General features: G+C 66.1%; 16 protein-coding genes. 12 read left to right on the top strand and 4 right to left on the bottom strand.

Annotation, left to right across the window (positions count from 1 at the left end; translation table 11 throughout):
* Positions 1–651: 651 nt before the first annotated feature.
* Both MLE18_RS03600 and MLE18_RS03595 read left to right on the top strand, forming a co-directional pair.
* Positions 652–2,709: a multicopper oxidase family protein gene (locus MLE18_RS03600; RefSeq protein ID WP_243367439.1), complete on the top strand. Its 2,058-nt coding sequence runs from the start codon at positions 652–654 to the stop codon at positions 2,707–2,709.
* A 107-nt stretch (positions 2,710–2,816) separates the two neighbouring features.
* Entirely contained in the window at positions 2,817–3,089 is a 273-nt protein-coding gene (locus MLE18_RS03595; protein ID WP_243367438.1) for a hypothetical protein, read from the top strand.
* A gap of 105 nt (positions 3,090–3,194) precedes the next feature.
* Here the strand turns inward: MLE18_RS03595 and MLE18_RS03590 are convergent, their stop codons facing one another.
* The gene (locus tag MLE18_RS03590; RefSeq protein WP_243367437.1) at positions 3,195–3,512 is read right to left on the bottom strand and encodes a hypothetical protein; all 318 of its coding nucleotides are present in this window, start codon (positions 3,510–3,512) and stop codon (positions 3,195–3,197) included.
* 161 nt (positions 3,513–3,673) lie between these two features.
* Between MLE18_RS03590 and gatB the strand changes: the two genes are divergently transcribed.
* The 10 genes from gatB to der all read left to right on the top strand — a co-directional run bounded on the left by gatB (position 3,674) and on the right by der (position 12,006).
* A complete protein-coding gene (gatB, locus tag MLE18_RS03585) occupies positions 3,674–5,104 on the top strand; it encodes an Asp-tRNA(Asn)/Glu-tRNA(Gln) amidotransferase subunit GatB (protein ID WP_243367436.1) in 1,431 nt (476 codons plus the stop codon).
* Positions 5,105–5,112: 8 nt separating this feature from the next.
* Complete coding sequence (mtnA, locus tag MLE18_RS03580; RefSeq protein ID WP_243367435.1) at positions 5,113–6,156, top strand: S-methyl-5-thioribose-1-phosphate isomerase; 1,044 nt, start codon at positions 5,113–5,115, stop codon at positions 6,154–6,156.
* An 87-nt stretch (positions 6,157–6,243) separates the two neighbouring features.
* Positions 6,244–6,444: a sulfur carrier protein ThiS gene (gene thiS / locus MLE18_RS03575; RefSeq protein WP_243367434.1), complete on the top strand. Its 201-nt coding sequence runs from the start codon at positions 6,244–6,246 to the stop codon at positions 6,442–6,444.
* A gap of 6 nt (positions 6,445–6,450) precedes the next feature.
* A complete protein-coding gene (locus MLE18_RS03570) occupies positions 6,451–7,221 on the top strand; it encodes a thiazole synthase (RefSeq protein WP_272881431.1) in 771 nt (256 codons plus the stop codon).
* Positions 7,222–7,228: 7 nt separating this feature from the next.
* On the top strand, positions 7,229–8,326 hold the full coding sequence (gene thiH / locus MLE18_RS03565; protein WP_243367433.1) for a 2-iminoacetate synthase ThiH: 1,098 nt from the start codon (positions 7,229–7,231) through the stop codon (positions 8,324–8,326).
* Positions 8,327–8,341: 15 nt separating this feature from the next.
* Positions 8,342–8,956: a sulfur carrier protein ThiS adenylyltransferase ThiF gene (gene thiF, locus MLE18_RS03560; RefSeq protein ID WP_243367432.1), complete on the top strand. Its 615-nt coding sequence runs from the start codon at positions 8,342–8,344 to the stop codon at positions 8,954–8,956.
* Complete coding sequence (gene thiE / locus MLE18_RS03555; RefSeq protein ID WP_419714881.1) at positions 8,953–9,609, top strand: thiamine phosphate synthase; 657 nt, start codon at positions 8,953–8,955, stop codon at positions 9,607–9,609. The genes thiF and thiE overlap by 4 nt, the downstream gene beginning before the upstream one ends.
* Positions 9,610–9,618: 9 nt before the next feature.
* Positions 9,619–9,969, top strand: a complete 351-nt coding sequence (locus tag MLE18_RS03550; RefSeq protein ID WP_243367431.1) for a cupin domain-containing protein — start codon at positions 9,619–9,621, stop codon at positions 9,967–9,969.
* A gap of 12 nt (positions 9,970–9,981) precedes the next feature.
* Positions 9,982–10,533 (top strand): cysteine hydrolase family protein, encoded by a 552-nt coding sequence (locus MLE18_RS03545; protein ID WP_243367430.1) that lies wholly within the window; start codon positions 9,982–9,984, stop codon positions 10,531–10,533.
* A gap of 141 nt (positions 10,534–10,674) precedes the next feature.
* Positions 10,675–12,006 (top strand): ribosome biogenesis GTPase Der, encoded by a 1,332-nt coding sequence (gene der / locus MLE18_RS03540; RefSeq protein ID WP_243367429.1) that lies wholly within the window; start codon positions 10,675–10,677, stop codon positions 12,004–12,006.
* 146 nt (positions 12,007–12,152) lie between these two features.
* Here der and MLE18_RS03535 read toward each other — a convergent pair whose 3' ends face one another.
* From MLE18_RS03535 to metG, 3 genes are all read right to left on the bottom strand, one after another.
* Entirely contained in the window at positions 12,153–12,464 is a 312-nt protein-coding gene (locus tag MLE18_RS03535) for a hypothetical protein (protein ID WP_243367428.1), read from the bottom strand.
* 99 nt (positions 12,465–12,563) lie between these two features.
* Complete coding sequence (locus MLE18_RS03530; protein WP_243367427.1) at positions 12,564–13,937, bottom strand: MFS transporter; 1,374 nt, start codon at positions 13,935–13,937, stop codon at positions 12,564–12,566.
* A 164-nt stretch (positions 13,938–14,101) separates the two neighbouring features.
* Positions 14,102–16,045: a methionine--tRNA ligase gene (gene metG, locus MLE18_RS03525; protein WP_243367426.1), complete on the bottom strand. Its 1,944-nt coding sequence runs from the start codon at positions 16,043–16,045 to the stop codon at positions 14,102–14,104.
* Between the last annotated feature and the right edge of the window lies 1 nt (position 16,046).

Here is a 16,046-nt window from a genome sequence, read left to right as displayed (position 1 = left end):
GATTGACATCCGGCGTGTCTATGCACCTAAACACACCCACATCTGTTTGTAATGATTGACGTGTGAGTGTCGCCGTTCAGGTTGGTACAAAAGTCAATGGGTGCGAATGGGTATGGCGGTGGGGCAATAATTTTCGGAGGACAGTGCGAAATCGTGAAAAATAAGTTGAAACCTTCACGACTGGGTGTATGTTGGATGGGAAGTCCATTTAAGGCCCGCGCAAATGGGCGGCAGGCCTTTGCCCTGCTTGGAGTGTAGCCTCATTGACTCTTGGATTGTTTGAAACCAAGAGGCCAGTAAGGAAATCATGCCAGCTGTTACTGATTTCAACTGTTGATAGGAGGTGCTGCAATGGAATTGTGGCGTAAGTTGAACTTGTCGCGGACAGCAATTGTGATGACAATGCTCTGTGCAGTGTTGTCACCCGTAAGCTACTCCCCTGGAAACGGGGTTGTAACTTCGGATGCTCATGGGTACGCATTTAGCCCGATTCTTAACAAATTTGTCGACTCTCTTACGCCTGTCTGCAATGATACGAATACTTCCTATAATACGTTGGGATATTGCATACCGATCGCGAAGCCTGTCAGTTATCCTTCCGATCCTAATAGTGATTACTATCAGATAGGAATTCGGCAGTATTCCCAGCAGATGCATTCAGGGCTGCCTAACCAGACGACACTGCGCGGTTACTATGACCTCAGTCCCAATGCTTCGATCACGAAGCTGGGAACCACGGAGAAGCAGTCCTATCTTGGCCCCATCATTGTGGCCCACACCAACCGTCCAGTGCGTGTGACCTTCCGCAACGAGTTGCCGATTGGCAACGCCTTTCTGCCAGTCGACACCACCATCATGGGCGCGGAGGGCGTCCAGAACCGCACGGCCATCCACCTGCACGGCGGTTTCGTGCCCTGGATCAGCGACGGCACCCCCAACCAGTGGTTCACGCCTTCCGGCATAGGCCAGAAGGGTGTGAGCTACATCAATGTGCCGGACATGGCGACACCGGCAGCAAACGAATGGAACGCCTACTACCCCAACCTGCAGAGCGCGCGCATGCTCTGGTACCATGACCACGCCGTGGGCATCACCCGCACCAACGTCTACGCCGGCATGGCCTCGGCTTTCCTGGTCACGGATACGGCCGAAGCGCAGCTGGTGGCCAACGGAATCCTGCCCGCCGACAACAGCGGCCTCGGCATTCCGCTGATCATCCAGGACAAGAGCTTCGTCAATTCCGCCACGATCGGAACCCAGGATCCCTCCTGGGCCGCCAACCCGGATTGGGGCCAGTTCACCGGCGCCCTCTGGTACCCCCATGTGTACGAGCCCAACCAGAACCTGGCCGACGGCACTCCGAACCCCACAGGCCGCTGGGACTTCGGCGGCTGGGTGTATCCGCCCGTGCAGAACGTCCAGAACCCGCCCGCCGTCTCCGCCGTGGCCGAGGCATTTCAGGACACGTCCATGGTCAACGGGGTGGCCTACCCCTACATGGATGTGCAGCAGCGCAAGTATCGCTTCCGCATCCTCAACGCGGCTGGCGCAAGGGCCTTCAACCTGCAGCTGTACATGGAAGCTCAGGACATCAACCTGAACTACACCGGCGAGGCGAACCTGGCCCAGCCCGGCCCGGCCATGCTCCAGATAGCCAACGAGGGCGGCGTGCTGCCCGCACCGGTGGAGATGAACAATCCGCCGACCCAGTGGGGCGCCATCCCGACCTCGACGACCATGCCCACGGCGTACACCCTCCTGGTCGCCCCGGCTGAGCGCGCGGACATCATCGTCGACTTTTCGGCCTTGCCCCCGGGCGCCAGGCTGATCCTCTACAACGACGCGCCCGCGCCCGCCCCGGCCGGAGACCCCCGCGACGACTTCTTCACTGGAGCTCCCGACCAGACCGCGTTCGGAGGCGCCCCGACCACCCTTCAGGGCCAGGGCCCCAACACCCGCACGATGATGGAGTTCCGCGTCGTGGCCGGTGGGACCCCTGACGCCGTGAACTACGCGGCCACCAAGGCCTATCTGGCAAACGCCAATACCGGCCTGCCCGCGATCTTCGCCCAGACCCAGCCCAAGGCCATAGTGCCCCCCGGCACCCCTGTGAACGTGCGCGATACCACCGTCGCCGGCATCCCGGTCAAGATCAAGACCCTCAACGAGAACTTCGACAGCCACGGCCGCCTGAACACCCAGATCGGCACCAACGCCTTCACCATAGGCAACCAGGGCACCCCGGCCTACGGCACCGGCTACGAGGATATGCCCACGGAAACCGTGTTCAACCGCCAGCCGCAGATATGGACCGTGGTCAACAATACGGGTGATGTCCATCCCATTCACATCCACCTCGAGAACGTGCAGCTCGTGGCCCGCGTGGACTGGGCCGGCGTCGTGACGCCCCCGGACCCCAACGAACTGGGCTGGAAGGAAACAATCCGGATGCTGCCGGGGACCAACGCCATCGTGGCCGTGAAGTTCTCGCCGCCTCGCCTGTCCTTCGGCGTGCCCCAGAGCGTGCGCCCGCTCAACGCCACGAAGCCCTTCAACGCTGTGACAAATCCGCTGCACAACTTCGGCTTCGAATACATCTGGCACTGCCATATGCTCGAGCACGAGGAGCACGATATGATGCACGTCATCCAGGTGTACAACCCATACGCCCCGCCAGCGGCGGATTGGCTGCTGATGAACGGCGGTTGATGGTTGAAGATGCAGACACGGATTCCTGAGGCATTGAGGATCGGACTGCGCTTCAATCGTATCCAGGCAGTTGCGAGACATGAAGCTGCCGCAACGGAGGATTTATCATGATCTCAACCAGAACGATCGCCATGAGCCTGGTTCTGCTGGCGGGAGTACTGCTCCCCGGGGCCGCCATGTCCCAGAACCAGCAGCAGGCTGCCGCATGCAAGAGGACCTACGTCCAATGCGTGAACTCCAAGGAGATCACGGACGAGGCCGGCAAGTACCAGTGCGTGAAACAGTATCAATCCTGCTATCGCGCCGTTCATGGCCAAGAGACCGCGGTCATGCCCAGCGGCATTCCGACCGTGGACAAGTCGGCGAAGAAAGCCCAGTAGTAAGGATAAGCGTTGCATTCACTGCCGGGGTCCGGTTCGCCGAACCCCGGCAGTCGTCGTTGGTGAAGGGGAAGTTACGCAGGCAGGGGAGGGCAGCGCGTTGCGCTACCGCTTGCACTGGTTCAGGGCGTTGTTGCAGTTGGCCACGCAAACGGCGCGCTGGTTGGCGTCGCGCATGGAGTTGCAGACATTGACGCAGTTGGCCCAGCTGACGTTGCAGGCGTTTTCCTGGTTGCGGCGGCGGCGCTCGGCGGCGTCCTCGTCGTAGTAGGGGTCGTGGCGCCCACCGCGGTAGCCGGGATTGCCCTGGTAATAGCCGCCCCGGCCGTAGTAGGGGTCGTCGTAGTAGCCGCCGCGCTGGGCGGTATCCACGCAGCCTGCCAGGGCGAGAAGAGTGAGCAGCAGCACGTAGCGGATGTTCATGGGGCCTCCTGGGTATGCCCTTATGCACCACAAAGAGCGCGGCAAGTCAACGCGGCGCGCTCCACTCCACCGTCCGTCCGGCCGGGAATGTTGACCCCGCAACGCTTGGCCTGTAAGACCTTCCCCGGCGCGAGCGCCAGTTCATCCAGGAGCCTCCAGACATGGCAGAATACGAGGCGGTAATCGGCCTTGAAGTCCACGCCCAGTTGCTGACCGAAAGCAAGATTTTCTGTTCCTGCTCCACACGTTTCGGCAACGACCCCAACGAGAACGTCTGCCCCGTGTGCTCGGGCATGCCCGGCGTGCTGCCCGTGCTCAACGAGCGCGCCGTGGAGTACGCCGCCAAGATGGGCATGGCCATCGACTGCGCGCTCAACCCCATCTCGGTGTTCGCGCGCAAGAACTATTTCTATCCCGACCTGCCCAAGGGCTACCAGATCTCCCAGTTCGAGCTGCCCATCGCGGAGCACGGCAAGGTGGACATCCTCGTGGACGGCGCGGCCAAGACCATCGGCGTCACGCGCATCCACATGGAGGAGGACGCGGGCAAGAACATCCACTCCGCCACGGACAACGCCAGCTACGTGGATCTGAACCGCGCCTGCGTGCCCCTCATCGAGATCGTCTCAGAGCCGGACATGCGCTCCGCCGACGAGGCCGTTGCCTACCTCAAGGAGCTGCGCTCCATCCTGGTCTACCTGGGCATCTGCGACGGCAACATGGAGGAGGGCTCCTTCCGCTGCGACGCCAACGTCTCCATTCGCCCCAAGGGGCAGAAGGAGTTCGGCACCCGGGCTGAGATCAAGAACGTCAACTCCTTCCGCAACGTGCACAAGGCCATCGAGTACGAAATCCAGCGCCAGAAGGACTGCCTGGAGGACGGCGAGGCCATCGTGCAGGAGACGCGCCTCTACAACCCGGACAAGAACGTCACGGCCAGCATGCGCGGCAAGGAAGAGGCCCACGACTACCGCTATTTCCCCGACCCGGACCTGGTGCCCCTCAAGCTCGACCCCGCCAAGCTGGAGCAGTGGAAGGCCCAACTGCCGGAGCTGCCCCGGGTGCGCCGCCAGCGCTTCGAGAACGATTTCGGACTCACCGCGAACGATGCCGCCACCATCACCGCCGAGCGCGACCTGGCCGACTACTTCGAGGCCGCCTGCGCCGCCTACGCCCAGCCCAAGAAGATCGCCAACTGGATCATGAGCGAGCTGCTGCGCGAGATGGGCGAGGCAAAGCTGAGCGCCGCGCAGCTCAAGCTGGCACCAGCGGACCTGGCCAAGCTGGTGAAGCTGGTGGACGAAGGCGTGATCTCCGGCAAGATCGGCAAGCAGATCTTCCCCGACCTCTTCGCCCAGGGGGGCGATCCCGAGGCCCTGGTCAAGGCCAAGGGCCTGGTGCAGATTTCCGACTCCTCCGCCCTGGAGGAGGCCATCGACGCCGTGCTGGCCGCCAGCCCGGCGGAAGTGGAAGCCTACAAGGGCGGCAAGACCAAGCTCATGGGCTTCTTCGTGGGCCAGGTCATGAAGGCCACCAAGGGGCAGGCCAACCCCGGGCTGCTCAACCAGCTTCTGGCCAAAAAACTCAGCTAGGACGCACAATGACAGACCATATCCAGTTCTCCCCCGAGCAGGACGCCCTGGTCCTCCTGGACCAGCGCATCCTGCCCTGCCGCGAGGAATACTTCGTCTGCAAGAACAACGCGGACACCATCTACGCCCTGCAGACCATGGTGGTGCGCGGCGCGCCCGCCATCGGCGTCACCGCCGCCTACGGCTGCTACCTGGCCGCCGGCGAGGTTGACGGCAAGGACTCCGGCTGGAAGGCCCGCCTCGAAGGCCTGCTCAAGGACCTGGAGGACGCCCGCCCCACCGCCGTGAACCTGCGCTGGGCCGTTGAGCTCATGCGCAAGGCCTGGAAGACCCTGCCGGAGCTCTCCCTGGTCCAGCTGCGCGCCAAGTGGCTGGAGATGGCCAAGGAGATTCACCTCCAGGACATTGAGATCAACAAGGCCATGGGCCGCTACGGGGCCGAGCTCATCGCCGACGGCGACACCGTGATGACCCACTGCAACGCCGGAGCCCTGGCCACCGCCGGGTACGGCACCGCCCTGGGCGTGATCCGCGGCGCCTGGGAGCAGGGCAAGAAGATCCAGGTGATCGCCAACGAGACCCGCCCCTTCCTGCAGGGAGCGCGCCTGACCGCCTACGAGCTGGCCAAGGACGGAATCCCCGTGAAGGTGGCCTGCGACAACGCCTGCGCCCTGCTCATGCAGCGCGGCATGGTCCAGAAGGTGGTCGTCGGCGCGGACCGCATCGCGGCCAACGGCGACGCCGCCAACAAGATCGGCACCTTCGGGGTGGCCATCCTGGCCAAGCACTTCGGCGTGCCCTTCTACGTGGCGGCCCCGGCCTCCACCTTCGACCTGAACACCCCCACGGGCGCGGGCATCCCCATCGAGGACCGCACCCCCAGGGAGGTGACCCACGTGGGCGAGCACCAGATCACCCCGGACAACGTGGGCGTGTTCAACTACGCCTTCGACGTGACGCCCTCGGAGCTCATCGCGGGCATCGTCACCGAGCGCGGCGTGATCCGCGCCCCCTACGTGGAGAACATCCGCCGGATCATCGGCGGCGAATAACAACGACGCGGGGGCGGGGCGCAGAGCCGTTCCGCCCCTTTCCCCCCGCCTTGAGCGCTTCCGCGCCCCCGCAGGAAGGACCACCCCGTGCGCCTTATCATCAACGGAAAAGAATCGACCCTGGAACCCGGCCAGACCGTGGCCGCATGGCTCGCCGCACGCGGGCTGGACCCCCAGGCCGTCATCGTGGAAATAAACGAGGCCATCGTTCCCCGCGAGCAGTGGCCCGACACTGCCCTCAAGGAGGGCGACCGCGTGGAGGTCGTCTCCTTCGTGGGCGGAGGCTGATCCGTCATGTCCGACATGCTGACCATCGGCGACCGTGAGCTCACGAGCCGCCTCTTCATAGGCTCAGGCAAATATTCCTCCAACGCCGTGATCCCGGCCGTCATGGAGGCCAGCGGCGCGCAGGTCATCACCGTGGCTGTGCGCCGGGTGGACCCTGAGGCCGGGCAGGAGAACATCCTGGCCCACGTGCCGAAGAGCGCCATTCTCATGCCCAACACCTCCGGGGCCAGGACCGCCCAGGAGGCCGTGCGCATCGCACGTCTGGCCCGCGCCGCCGGCTGCGGGGACTGGGTCAAGATCGAGGTCATCAACGACAACCGCTACCTGCTCCCCGACAACTTCGAGACCGTGAAGGCCACCGAGATCCTTGCGGCCGAGGGCTTCACCGTGCTGTGCTACATGAGCCCGGACCTGGCCGCCGGCAGGCGCATGGTTGAGGCCGGAGCCGCCGCCGTGATGCCGCTGGGCGCGCCCATCGGCACCAACCGGGGCCTCAAGACCCGCGAGATGGTGCGCATCATGATCGAGGAGCTGGATGTGCCCATCGTGGTGGACGCGGGCATCGGCCGCCCCTCCGAGGCCTGCGAGGCCATGGAGATGGGCGCTGCCGCCGTGCTGGTGAACACCGCCGTGGCCTCCGCCGCCGACCCCGTGGGCATGGCCCGCGCCTTCGGGCGCGCCGTGGCCGCCGGGCGCGAGGCCTGGCTGGCCGGGCCCGGCGCTGTCAGCGAGCTGGCCCGGGCCTCCTCGCCGCTGACTGGTTTTTTGGGGGAGTAGGGCGGCCATGAGCTTCTACGACGTTCTGAAATCCGTGGACATGGCCTCCGTTGCGTCCGCCCTGGCGGCCGCCACCGAAGCCGACGTGCTGCGGGCCCTGGCCAGCGAGCGCCCCACCCGGGCGGACTTCCTGGCGCTGCTCTCCCCGGCGGCGGCCCGGCAGCTCGAGCCCATGGCCCGGCGCGCCCACGAGCTGACCGTGCGGCACTTCGGCCGGGCCATCAACCTGTTCACGCCGCTCTACCTGGCCAACCACTGCGTCAACCGCTGCGTCTATTGCGGCTTCAACACCCACCACGACATCAACCGCCGCCAGCTCACCCTGGAGGAGGTCGAGGCCGAGGCCCGCTGCATCGCGGCCACGGGGCTCAGGCACATCCTGCTGCTCACGGGCGAGGCCCCCAGGACCAGCTCCGTGGAGTACATGGCCGATTGCGCCCGCGTGCTGGCCAAATACTTCGCCTCGCTCTCCGTGGAGGTCTACCCGCTGGACGAGGCGGGCTACGCCAGGCTCCTGGAGGCCGGGATCGACGGCATGACCATGTTCCAGGAGGTCTACGACGAGGCGGCCTACCTGCCCCTGCACCCGGGCGGCCCCAAGCGGGACTACCGCTTCCGCCTGGAGGCCCCGGACAGGGCCTGCGCGGCAGGGTTCCGCCAGGTGGGCGTGGGCGCGCTGCTGGGCCTGCACGACTGGCGCTCCGAGGCCTTCTGCACCGGCCTGCACGCGGACTACCTGCAGAGCGCGTACCCCTCGGTGGAGGTAAACGTCTCGGTGCCGCGCATCAGGCCCCAGACCGGCGGCTTCCAGCCCAAGGTGGAGGTCGGCGACCGCGACCTGGTGCAGTACATCGCGGCCCTGCGCATCTTCATGCCCCGCGCCGGAATCACCCTCTCCTCGCGGGAGAGGCCCGGGCTGCGCGACAACCTGCTGCGCCTGGGCGTGACGCGCATGTCCGCCGGGGTGAGCACTTCGGTTGGGGGAAGGGCCACGGGCCAGAGCGACCCGGGCCAGTTCGAGATCTCCGACGACCGCAGCGTGGCGGAGATGGCCGCCATGTTCCAGTCCCAGGGCTACCAGCCGGTATACAAGGACTGGCAGTAACAGTAGATTCGAGCCATGAACCAGCTGCGCTCCGGCCTCTCCCGCTACCTGACCCAAGCCGACCTTGCCCGCATCCGCGCCCTGCGCGTGGGCATCGCGGGCGCTGGCGGCCTTGGCTCCAACTGCGCCTGGATGCTGGTGCGCTCCGGCTTCGCCGACCTCACCGTGGTGGACCACGACGTGGTGGAGCCGAGCAACTTGAACCGCCAGTTCTTCTTCGCCCGGCAAGTGGGCATGCCCAAGGTCCAGGCCCTGCGGGAGAACCTGCTGGACATCGACCCCGAGGCGCGCGTAACCGCCATCCAGGCCGAAGTGACCGCCGATAACGCCGTCTCGCTGTTCGAAGGCTGCCACGCCATCGTGGAGGCCTTCGACAAGGCCTCGGCCAAGAGGATGCTCGCGGAGGCGCACATGGGCCGCGACGTGCTCCTGGTGGCGGCCTCCGGGCTGGCCGGGTGCGGCGACGCGGACGCCATCGTCACGCGGCGTGTCCGGAAATCATTCTACATCGTGGGCGACCTCGCCAGCGAGGCCGGGCCGGACAACCCGCCCCTGGCCCCCAAGGTCACGCTGGCCGCCGCCAAGCAGGCGGACATCGTGCTGGCCTTCGCCCTGGGGAGACTGCCATGAATTCAGCCAAACCGGCCATGACGCCGCTGCTCGAGGGCGGCATATACGCCATCACCAGCCATGAACATTCACTGGGGCGCAGTAACCTGGAGGTGGCCGAGGCCGTCCTGGAAGCAGGGGTGCGCGTGCTGCAGTACCGCGAGAAGGACATGAAGCCCGGCCAAATGTACCACGAGTGCCTGGCCATCCGTGAGCTGACCCGCGAGGCCGGGGCCACCTTCCTGGTCAACGACCACGTGGACATCGCCATGCTGGTGGACGCCGACGGCGTGCACATCGGCCAGGAGGACTTGCCGCCCGAAGCGGTGCGCCGGCTCATCGGGCCGGACAAGATCCTCGGGCTCTCCACCCACTGCCCAGAGGAGGCCCGCGCCGCCCAGGAATCCGGGCTGGTGGACTACATCGGGGTGGGGCCCATCTTCGCCACCAAGACCAAGAAGGACGTCTGCGCCCCGGTGGGATTCGAATATCTGAACCACGTCATCAAGAATATCGAATTGCCCTTCGTGGCGATCGGCGGCATCAAGGAGCACAACATCGCCCAGGTGCGCGCGGCCGGGGCCCGCAACATCTGCCTGGTCACGGAGATCGTGGCCGCCAGGGACATCGGGGCCAGGGTGCGCGCGCTGACGGCGGCAATGCGTACCGAATAAGGAGTTGTCATGAAGATCATGGAGTACACGGCTGTGGAGCCCACCCACTTCGACAACGAAGTGGCCAAGGGCGTTGCGGGCAGGGTTCTTGTGGGCAAGGCCGACGGCGCGCAGAACTTCTGCATGAGGGCCTTCGAGATCGCCCCCGGCGGGCACACCCCCCGCCACGCCCACGCCTGGGAGCACGAGATGTTCTTCCACACAGGCGAGGGCGAGGTGTACGGCAACGGGCAGTGGAACCCGGTGGGCGCGGGCTGCGTGGCCTTCGTGCCCGGCAACTCCGAGCATCAGATCAGAAACACGGGCGAGAAGCCGCTCACCGTGGTGTGCCTCGTTCCTTCGGGCGCGCCCGAACTCTAGGAGACCCCCTTGATGAAAACCGCTCTGCTGCTCATCGATATCCAGAAAGACTACTTCCCAGGCGGGGCCATGGAGCTCGTGGGCGCGGAAGCCGCCGCAGCCAAGGCGGCTCGCGCCCTTGAGCACTTCCGCGCCCAGGGCATGCCCGTGTTCCACATCCGGCACGTCTCCCTGAGGCCGGGGGCGGGCTTCTTCCTGCCCGGCACCCCGGGGGTGGAGTTCCACCCCTACGTGGCCCCGGCCGAGGAGGAGCCCGTGATCGAAAAGCACTTCCCCAACGCCTTCCGGGAGACCGGCCTGGAGGCCACCCTGCGCGCCGCCAAGGTGGAACGCCTGGTGATCGCGGGCATGATGAGCCACATGTGCGTGGACGCCACCACCCGGCAGGCCTTCGACCTGGGCTTCACCTGCATCGTGCTGGCCGACGCCTGCGCTACCCGGGACCTTGATTTCGCCCACGTGCATGTGCCCGCAGCCCAAGTGCACGGCGCGTTCATGGCCGCCCTGGGGGCCGTGTACGCCGAACTGGTGGGAGTGAAGGATATGGCCGCGGCCCTGCGCTAGAGCCTGTTTTCCTGGAGCGAAGAGGTTTTGCGGGTTGACGCCGCCTTCGGGATAGGGCAAAGTCCCTGTCCCCGGCAATCTCGCGGGTCTGCATTCCGCAGGCCCGCCACGCCGGAGGCCCAATCAGGGACACACCACCCCATGCCAGCCACAGTAGCCATCATCGGCCGCCCCAACGTGGGCAAGTCTTCGCTTTTCAATCGCCTGCTGCGCAAGCGCAAGGCCATCACGCACGACCGCCCCGGCGTCACCCGCGACCGCCTGGAAGGCCAGGCCGTGCTTGCGGGCGTGCCCGTGAACCTTGTGGACACCGGCGGCCTGACCCTGGAGGACCCCCAGGGCCTCGAACTTGACGTGCTGGAGCAGGCCCGCCGCGCGGTCTACGCCGCCAACCTTGTGCTCCTGGTGGTGGACGGCCGCGAGGGCCTCACCTCCGAGGACCAGCGCGTGGCCACCCTGCTGCGCCAGTCCGGCAAGCCGGTGCTGGTGGCCGTGAACAAGGTGGACGGCGGCGAAAAGGAAGACCTCTTCATGGCGGACTTCCACGCCCTTGGCCTGGACCTGGCGCCGGTCTCCGCCGAGCACGGCTACGGGGTGCGCAGCCTGGTGGACGAGATCGTCTCCCGCCTGCCCGAGACGGACGAGCGGGGCAGGCAGAATCCCGAGACGGCCCTGACCCTCTCCCTGCTGGGCAGGCCCAACGCGGGCAAGAGCTCCCTGGTCAACGCCCTGGTGGGCGACGACAGGCTCATCGTCAGCGAAGTGGCCGGAACCACCCGCGACGCCGTGGACGTGGCCTTCGAACGCGGCGGCAAGCGCTACGTTTTCGTGGACACGGCGGGCGTGCGCCGCAAGTCCAAGATCGACGACTCCCTGGAGCGCATCGCCTCGCTCACGGCCCTGGGCAGCGGCAAGCGCGCCGAGGTGACCATCCTGGTCATCGACGGCCCCGGCGGCCTGGCCATGCAGGACAAGCGCCTCATCGCCTACCTGGACAAGGAGAAGGTCCCCTTCCTGATCGTGATCAACAAGGTGGACCTTCTGGACGCCAAAGGGCTCTCGGAACTCAAGCAGGACATCAGCGAGGAGCTGCGCATCTGCAACCACGTGCCGGTGCTCTACATCTCCGCGCTCAAGGGCAAGAACCTGCGCGACATCCTGCCCACGGCCCAGGCCATCCGCGAGGAGTGCGACATCCGCGTGGGCACGGGCGCGCTCAACCGCCTGCTGCGCGACGCCCTGGGCAAGCACCAGCCGCCGCTGGTCAAGGGCAGGCGGCCCAAGTTCTACTACCTGACGCAGACCGATACCGCGCCGCCCACCTTCGTGTTCTTCGTCAACGACCCGGAGCGCATCAAGGACAGCTACTCCCGCTTCCTGGAGAACCAGCTGCGCAAGATTTTCGGCATCCGCCGCGCGCCCGTGAAGCTCTATTTCAGGGGCAGCCACGAAGGCCGTGAAGAGGTGAAATAGATCGGCGGAGAAGAAATCTGTCGGCTGAATCAGGGAGGCGCTGCCTCCCCGAACCCCACCGGCAAGGGCATGATGCCCTTGCATCCCCAATTATATTCGATGATCAGCCGGAAACCACGTGGTTTCCGGCTTTTTTCGCGGCCCGATCAACGTTCGTATTCTGCTCCGCCCGTGTTCAGCAGGTAAGGCCAGCGGATGTAGGGGAACGTCAGGAGCACCGGGCCGTTTCCCTGGTCGAGGATTCCCTCGATCACGGTTGCCCGGCATTCCGGGCTGACGCTGCCGCGCTCCCGCGCGCAAAAGGCGTCCGGACTGTCGATGAAGCGGGTTTTTTCCCGCTTGAGAATGACGAGCGTCCTGCCTTCGGGGAGCCCGCCGATGGGCGGGATCACGAAGAACGTCAGACTGAGGGAAGCGAGGATGACCGCGACAGGCAGCAGAAGCAGGTACTTTTTCATCTCAGGATGCCTCCGAGCGGGGGCGGTGCGCATCTGACGTATGCACACGCGCTGTCTCCCGAGCGGGCTTTCAGCATTTGGCGGCTACATGGCCGGAGGTCACGCTATTTTGTCCCTTCCGCCCCGGAAGGAAATCCAGGCAGCGAGCATGGCGAAGCAGCCGAACAGCGCGAATGCCGCCCGCACGGCGGGCAGGGCCTCCGCGCCGACACGCCCGGCCGCGCCATCGCCCGAGAACAGCGCAAGCATCACACCCGTGAGCGCCATGGAGAGGCTCATGCCCGAGGTGCGCATGGTGGCCAGCAGCCCGGAGGCGACCCCGCGCCGGGTGGTGTCCACCGAGCCCATGAGCGCGTGGATGTTGGGCGAGGCGAAGAAGGCGAACCCCGCACCCAGCACGATCTGGAACCCCGCCACGCCAGCCGTGGTCAGGCCTTCGCTCCAGGCGGCCAGGGCCCAGAGCCCCAGGCCCAGCACGCCAAGCCCCAGTGCGCTGAGCCGCGTGGGCGCGATCCTGTCCGAGAGCGTCCCGGCCAGGGGGGAGAGCAGGGCCTGCGTGGCGGGCTGGACGAGCAGGAACACCCCCGCCGCGCCAGGGCTCAAGCCCAGGACGCCCTGCAGGGTGATGCTCAGGAGCAGGCTGGTGGAGAATGCGGCGGTGTAGCCGAAGGCCCCGGCGAACGCGGCGTGGCTGAAGCGGTGGTTGTCCGTGAAGAGCTGCGGCGCGATGAGCGGGGACTTGAGCCGTGCCTGCATGCGCACGAAACGCGCGCCGAGCAGCGCCCCGGCCGCCATGACGCCCAGCCCCCACAGGGATGGCTGCGTGGCCAGGCCGCCTACCAAGGCCAGCATGGCCGGAACGTAGGTGACGGCGCCGGTCCAGTCGAACCCGGCCATGTGGCCGGGCGCGTCGGGCGGGCGGTTGCGGGCGATGAGCGTGCAGGCCCCGGCGCCGATCAGCGCGCAGAGCACGAAGATGGCCCGCCAGGATACGGACGCCGTCAGGATGCCTCCCACCAGCGGCCCCAGGGCCAGCCCCACGTAGACGAACATCAGGTTCAGGCCCAGGGCGCGCCCCCTGCGCTCGGATGCTGCCGAATCCATGAGGATGGCCGCGCCCACCCCGAAGGTCATGGAGTCGGCCAGCCCCTGCATGGCGCGCGCTGCCAGGAGCGCCGGCAGGTTCGGGGCCAGCGTGGCCGTGACGGAGGCGCAGATGAACAGCACGCTGCCGCAGAGGAAGATGCGCTTGTTGCCGAGATGGTCAGAGAGGCGGCCGAAGATGGCCATGAACGCCGCCGCCGGTACGAGGTGGGCCAGCACCACCAGGGGCAGCTGATGCGGGTAGAGTGAGAACTCACGCCCGATGGAGGGCATGGCCACGGCCAGCGCGCCGTTGAGGAAGGGCGTCAGGAAGGATGCCAGGCCCACTGCGGCCTGGGACCAGTACTGGCGGCGTTCGAGTTGATCCATGCGCTTCCTGTTGGGATGAGCGGGGCGCGCTTGAGAACGCTATTGCCCCGCGTCCCTCGCGAAGCGATCCGGGTGTCGAGAGGGAGGAACTCCCTCTCGCGGGAGAGTCCAGAGAGGGCAGCGCCCTCTCTGGCCGCCGGAGGCGTCTCCTCCCAGTGATATTCTTACGAAACGGCGCTGCCGGGCAACACCTGGGCCGAGGGGGCCAGCAGCTCGAGGCCGCCTTCGCGCTTCACGGCCAGGATCATGCCCTGCGAGACCACGCCGCGCAGCTTGCGGGGCTTGAGGTTGGCCACGATGACCACCTGCCTGCCCTGCAGATCCTCGGGCTTCCAGTATTCCGCTATGCCCGCGACAACCTGGCGCGGTTCGGGGTCGCCGGCGTCCACGGTGACCAGCAGGAGCTTGTCGGCCTTGGGCACGGGCTCGACCTTGAGCACGGTGGCCACGCGCAGGTCGACCTTCTGGAAGTCCTCGAAGTCGATGGGGTCTTTGCTCACGGCGGCCTCGGGGGAAGTGGCGGCGGGTTTGGCATCGGCCTTGGGGGCCGGTTCGGGCGCGGCGGAGGGCGCGGGAGGCTCCACGCGGGGGAACATGTTGGAGGTCTTGGCCACCGGGGTGCCCGCGCTCAGGTTGCCCCAGCCCTCGGCCTCCATCTGCAGGTTCATCTGGCTGGCGGGGGTCGTGACGCCGAGCTGGGCGAGCATGGCTTCGGAAGCCTCGGGCATCACCGGCCAGAGGTGCACGGCCACCTTGCGCATGCACTCCAGCACGAAATACATCACCGTGGCCAGGCGGGAGGGGTTCTTCTCCTTGAAGAGGGTCCAGGGGGCCTGGGTGTCGATGTACTTGTTCAGGCCGCGCACCAGCTCCCAAAGGCTGTCCAGGGCCTTGGCGGTCTGGAAGCGCTCGAACAGGCGCTGGTAGTTCAGGCAGCAGTCCTTGGCCAGGAGCATCAGCTCCTCCTCGTCGGGTCCGCCTTGCCCGGCCTGGGGGATGGCCCCGTCGAAGTACTTGTGGGTCATGGCCAGGGTGCGGCTGAAGAGGTTGCCCAGGTCGTTGGCCAGGTCGGCGTTGAAGCGCCCGCAGAGGGCCTCCTCCGAGAAGGAGGAGTCGTGCCCGAGGCTCATCTCGCGCAGCAGGAAGTAACGGAAGCCGGAGAGGCCGTACTTCTGCACCATGGAGAGCGGGTCCACCACGTTGCCCAGGGATTTGGACATCTTGGTGTCCTTGATGAGCCAGTAGCCGTGCACGTTCAGGTGCTGGAAGGGCTCCAGGCCCATGGCCTTGAGCATGGTGGGCCAGAAAACGGCGTGGGGCTTGAGGATGTCCTTGGCGATCAGGTGGTTGGCGGCGGGCCAGTAGGCCTTCATGTCCTCGCCGTCGGGCCAGCCCAGGGCCGTGAGGTAGTTGAGCAGAGCGTCGAACCAGACGTAGGCCACGTAATTGGTGTCGAAGGGCAGCTCCACGCCCCACTCCAGGCGGGACTTGGGCCGGGAGATGCACAGGTCTTCCAGGGCGCCGCTCTCCAACAGGGCCACCACCTCGTTGCGGTACTGCTCGGGGCGGATGAAGTCCGGGTTGGCCTTGATGTGGTTCAGGAGCCAGTCCTGGTATTTGCCCATCTTGAAGAAGTAGTTCTTCTCCGCGATGTATTCTGGCTTGGTCTTGTGGTCGGGGCAGAGGCCGTCCGCCAGCTCTTTCTCGGTGTAGAAACGCTCGCACCCGAAGCAATAGTGCCCGCCGTACTCGCCGAAGTAGATGTCGCCGGAGTCGTAGACCTGCTGCAGGGCCTTCTGCACCGTGGCCTTGTGCAGGGGGTCCGTGGTGCGGATGAAGCGGGTGTAGTCGATGCCCAGGTTGGGCCAGAGGTCCTTGAAGAGCTGGCTGATTTCGTCGCAGTAGGCCTGGGGGGTCTTGCCAGCGGCCTCGGCGGCCTTGACGATCTTGTCGCCGTGCTCGTCGGTGCCGGTGAGCATCATCACCTGGCGGCCCATGAGTCGGTTGAAGCGGGTCATGGCGTCGGCCAGGATGGTGGTGTGCGCGTGCCCAAGGTGCGGGCGCGCGTTGACGTAGTAAATGGGCGTGGTGAGGTAGAAGCGCTCCACG

This window comes from Fundidesulfovibrio soli, from assembly GCF_022808695.1.
GTDB lineage: Bacteria > Desulfobacterota > Desulfovibrionia > Desulfovibrionales > Desulfovibrionaceae > Fundidesulfovibrio > Fundidesulfovibrio soli.
The sequence above is the reverse complement of the archived record's forward strand: the minus strand, read 5'-3'. Positions and strand labels throughout refer to the sequence as shown.

Bases quoted from the DNA above. Each gene is read 5' to 3' on its own strand.
- MLE18_RS03535 (WP_243367428.1), bottom strand. From the start codon at position 12,464: ATGAAAAAGTACCTGCTTCTGCTGCCTGTCGCGGTCATCCTCGCTTCC.
- MLE18_RS03550 (WP_243367431.1), top strand. From the start codon at position 9,619: ATGAAGATCATGGAGTACACGGCTGTGGAGCCCACCCACTTCGACAAC.
- MLE18_RS03530 (WP_243367427.1), bottom strand. From the start codon at position 13,937: ATGGATCAACTCGAACGCCGCCAGTACTGGTCCCAGGCCGCAGTGGGC.
- mtnA (WP_243367435.1), top strand. From the start codon at position 5,113: ATGACAGACCATATCCAGTTCTCCCCCGAGCAGGACGCCCTGGTCCTC.
- thiF (WP_243367432.1), top strand. From the start codon at position 8,342: ATGAACCAGCTGCGCTCCGGCCTCTCCCGCTACCTGACCCAAGCCGAC.
- MLE18_RS03595 (WP_243367438.1), top strand. From the start codon at position 2,817: ATGATCTCAACCAGAACGATCGCCATGAGCCTGGTTCTGCTGGCGGGA.
- MLE18_RS03590 (WP_243367437.1), bottom strand. From the start codon at position 3,512: ATGAACATCCGCTACGTGCTGCTGCTCACTCTTCTCGCCCTGGCAGGC.
- thiH (WP_243367433.1), top strand. From the start codon at position 7,229: ATGAGCTTCTACGACGTTCTGAAATCCGTGGACATGGCCTCCGTTGCG.
- MLE18_RS03570 (WP_272881431.1), top strand. From the start codon at position 6,451: ATGTCCGACATGCTGACCATCGGCGACCGTGAGCTCACGAGCCGCCTC.
- gatB (WP_243367436.1), top strand. From the start codon at position 3,674: ATGGCAGAATACGAGGCGGTAATCGGCCTTGAAGTCCACGCCCAGTTG.
- thiE (WP_419714881.1), top strand. From the start codon at position 8,953: ATGAATTCAGCCAAACCGGCCATGACGCCGCTGCTCGAGGGCGGCATA.
- der (WP_243367429.1), top strand. From the start codon at position 10,675: ATGCCAGCCACAGTAGCCATCATCGGCCGCCCCAACGTGGGCAAGTCT.
- MLE18_RS03545 (WP_243367430.1), top strand. From the start codon at position 9,982: ATGAAAACCGCTCTGCTGCTCATCGATATCCAGAAAGACTACTTCCCA.
- MLE18_RS03600 (WP_243367439.1), top strand. From the start codon at position 652: ATGCATTCAGGGCTGCCTAACCAGACGACACTGCGCGGTTACTATGAC.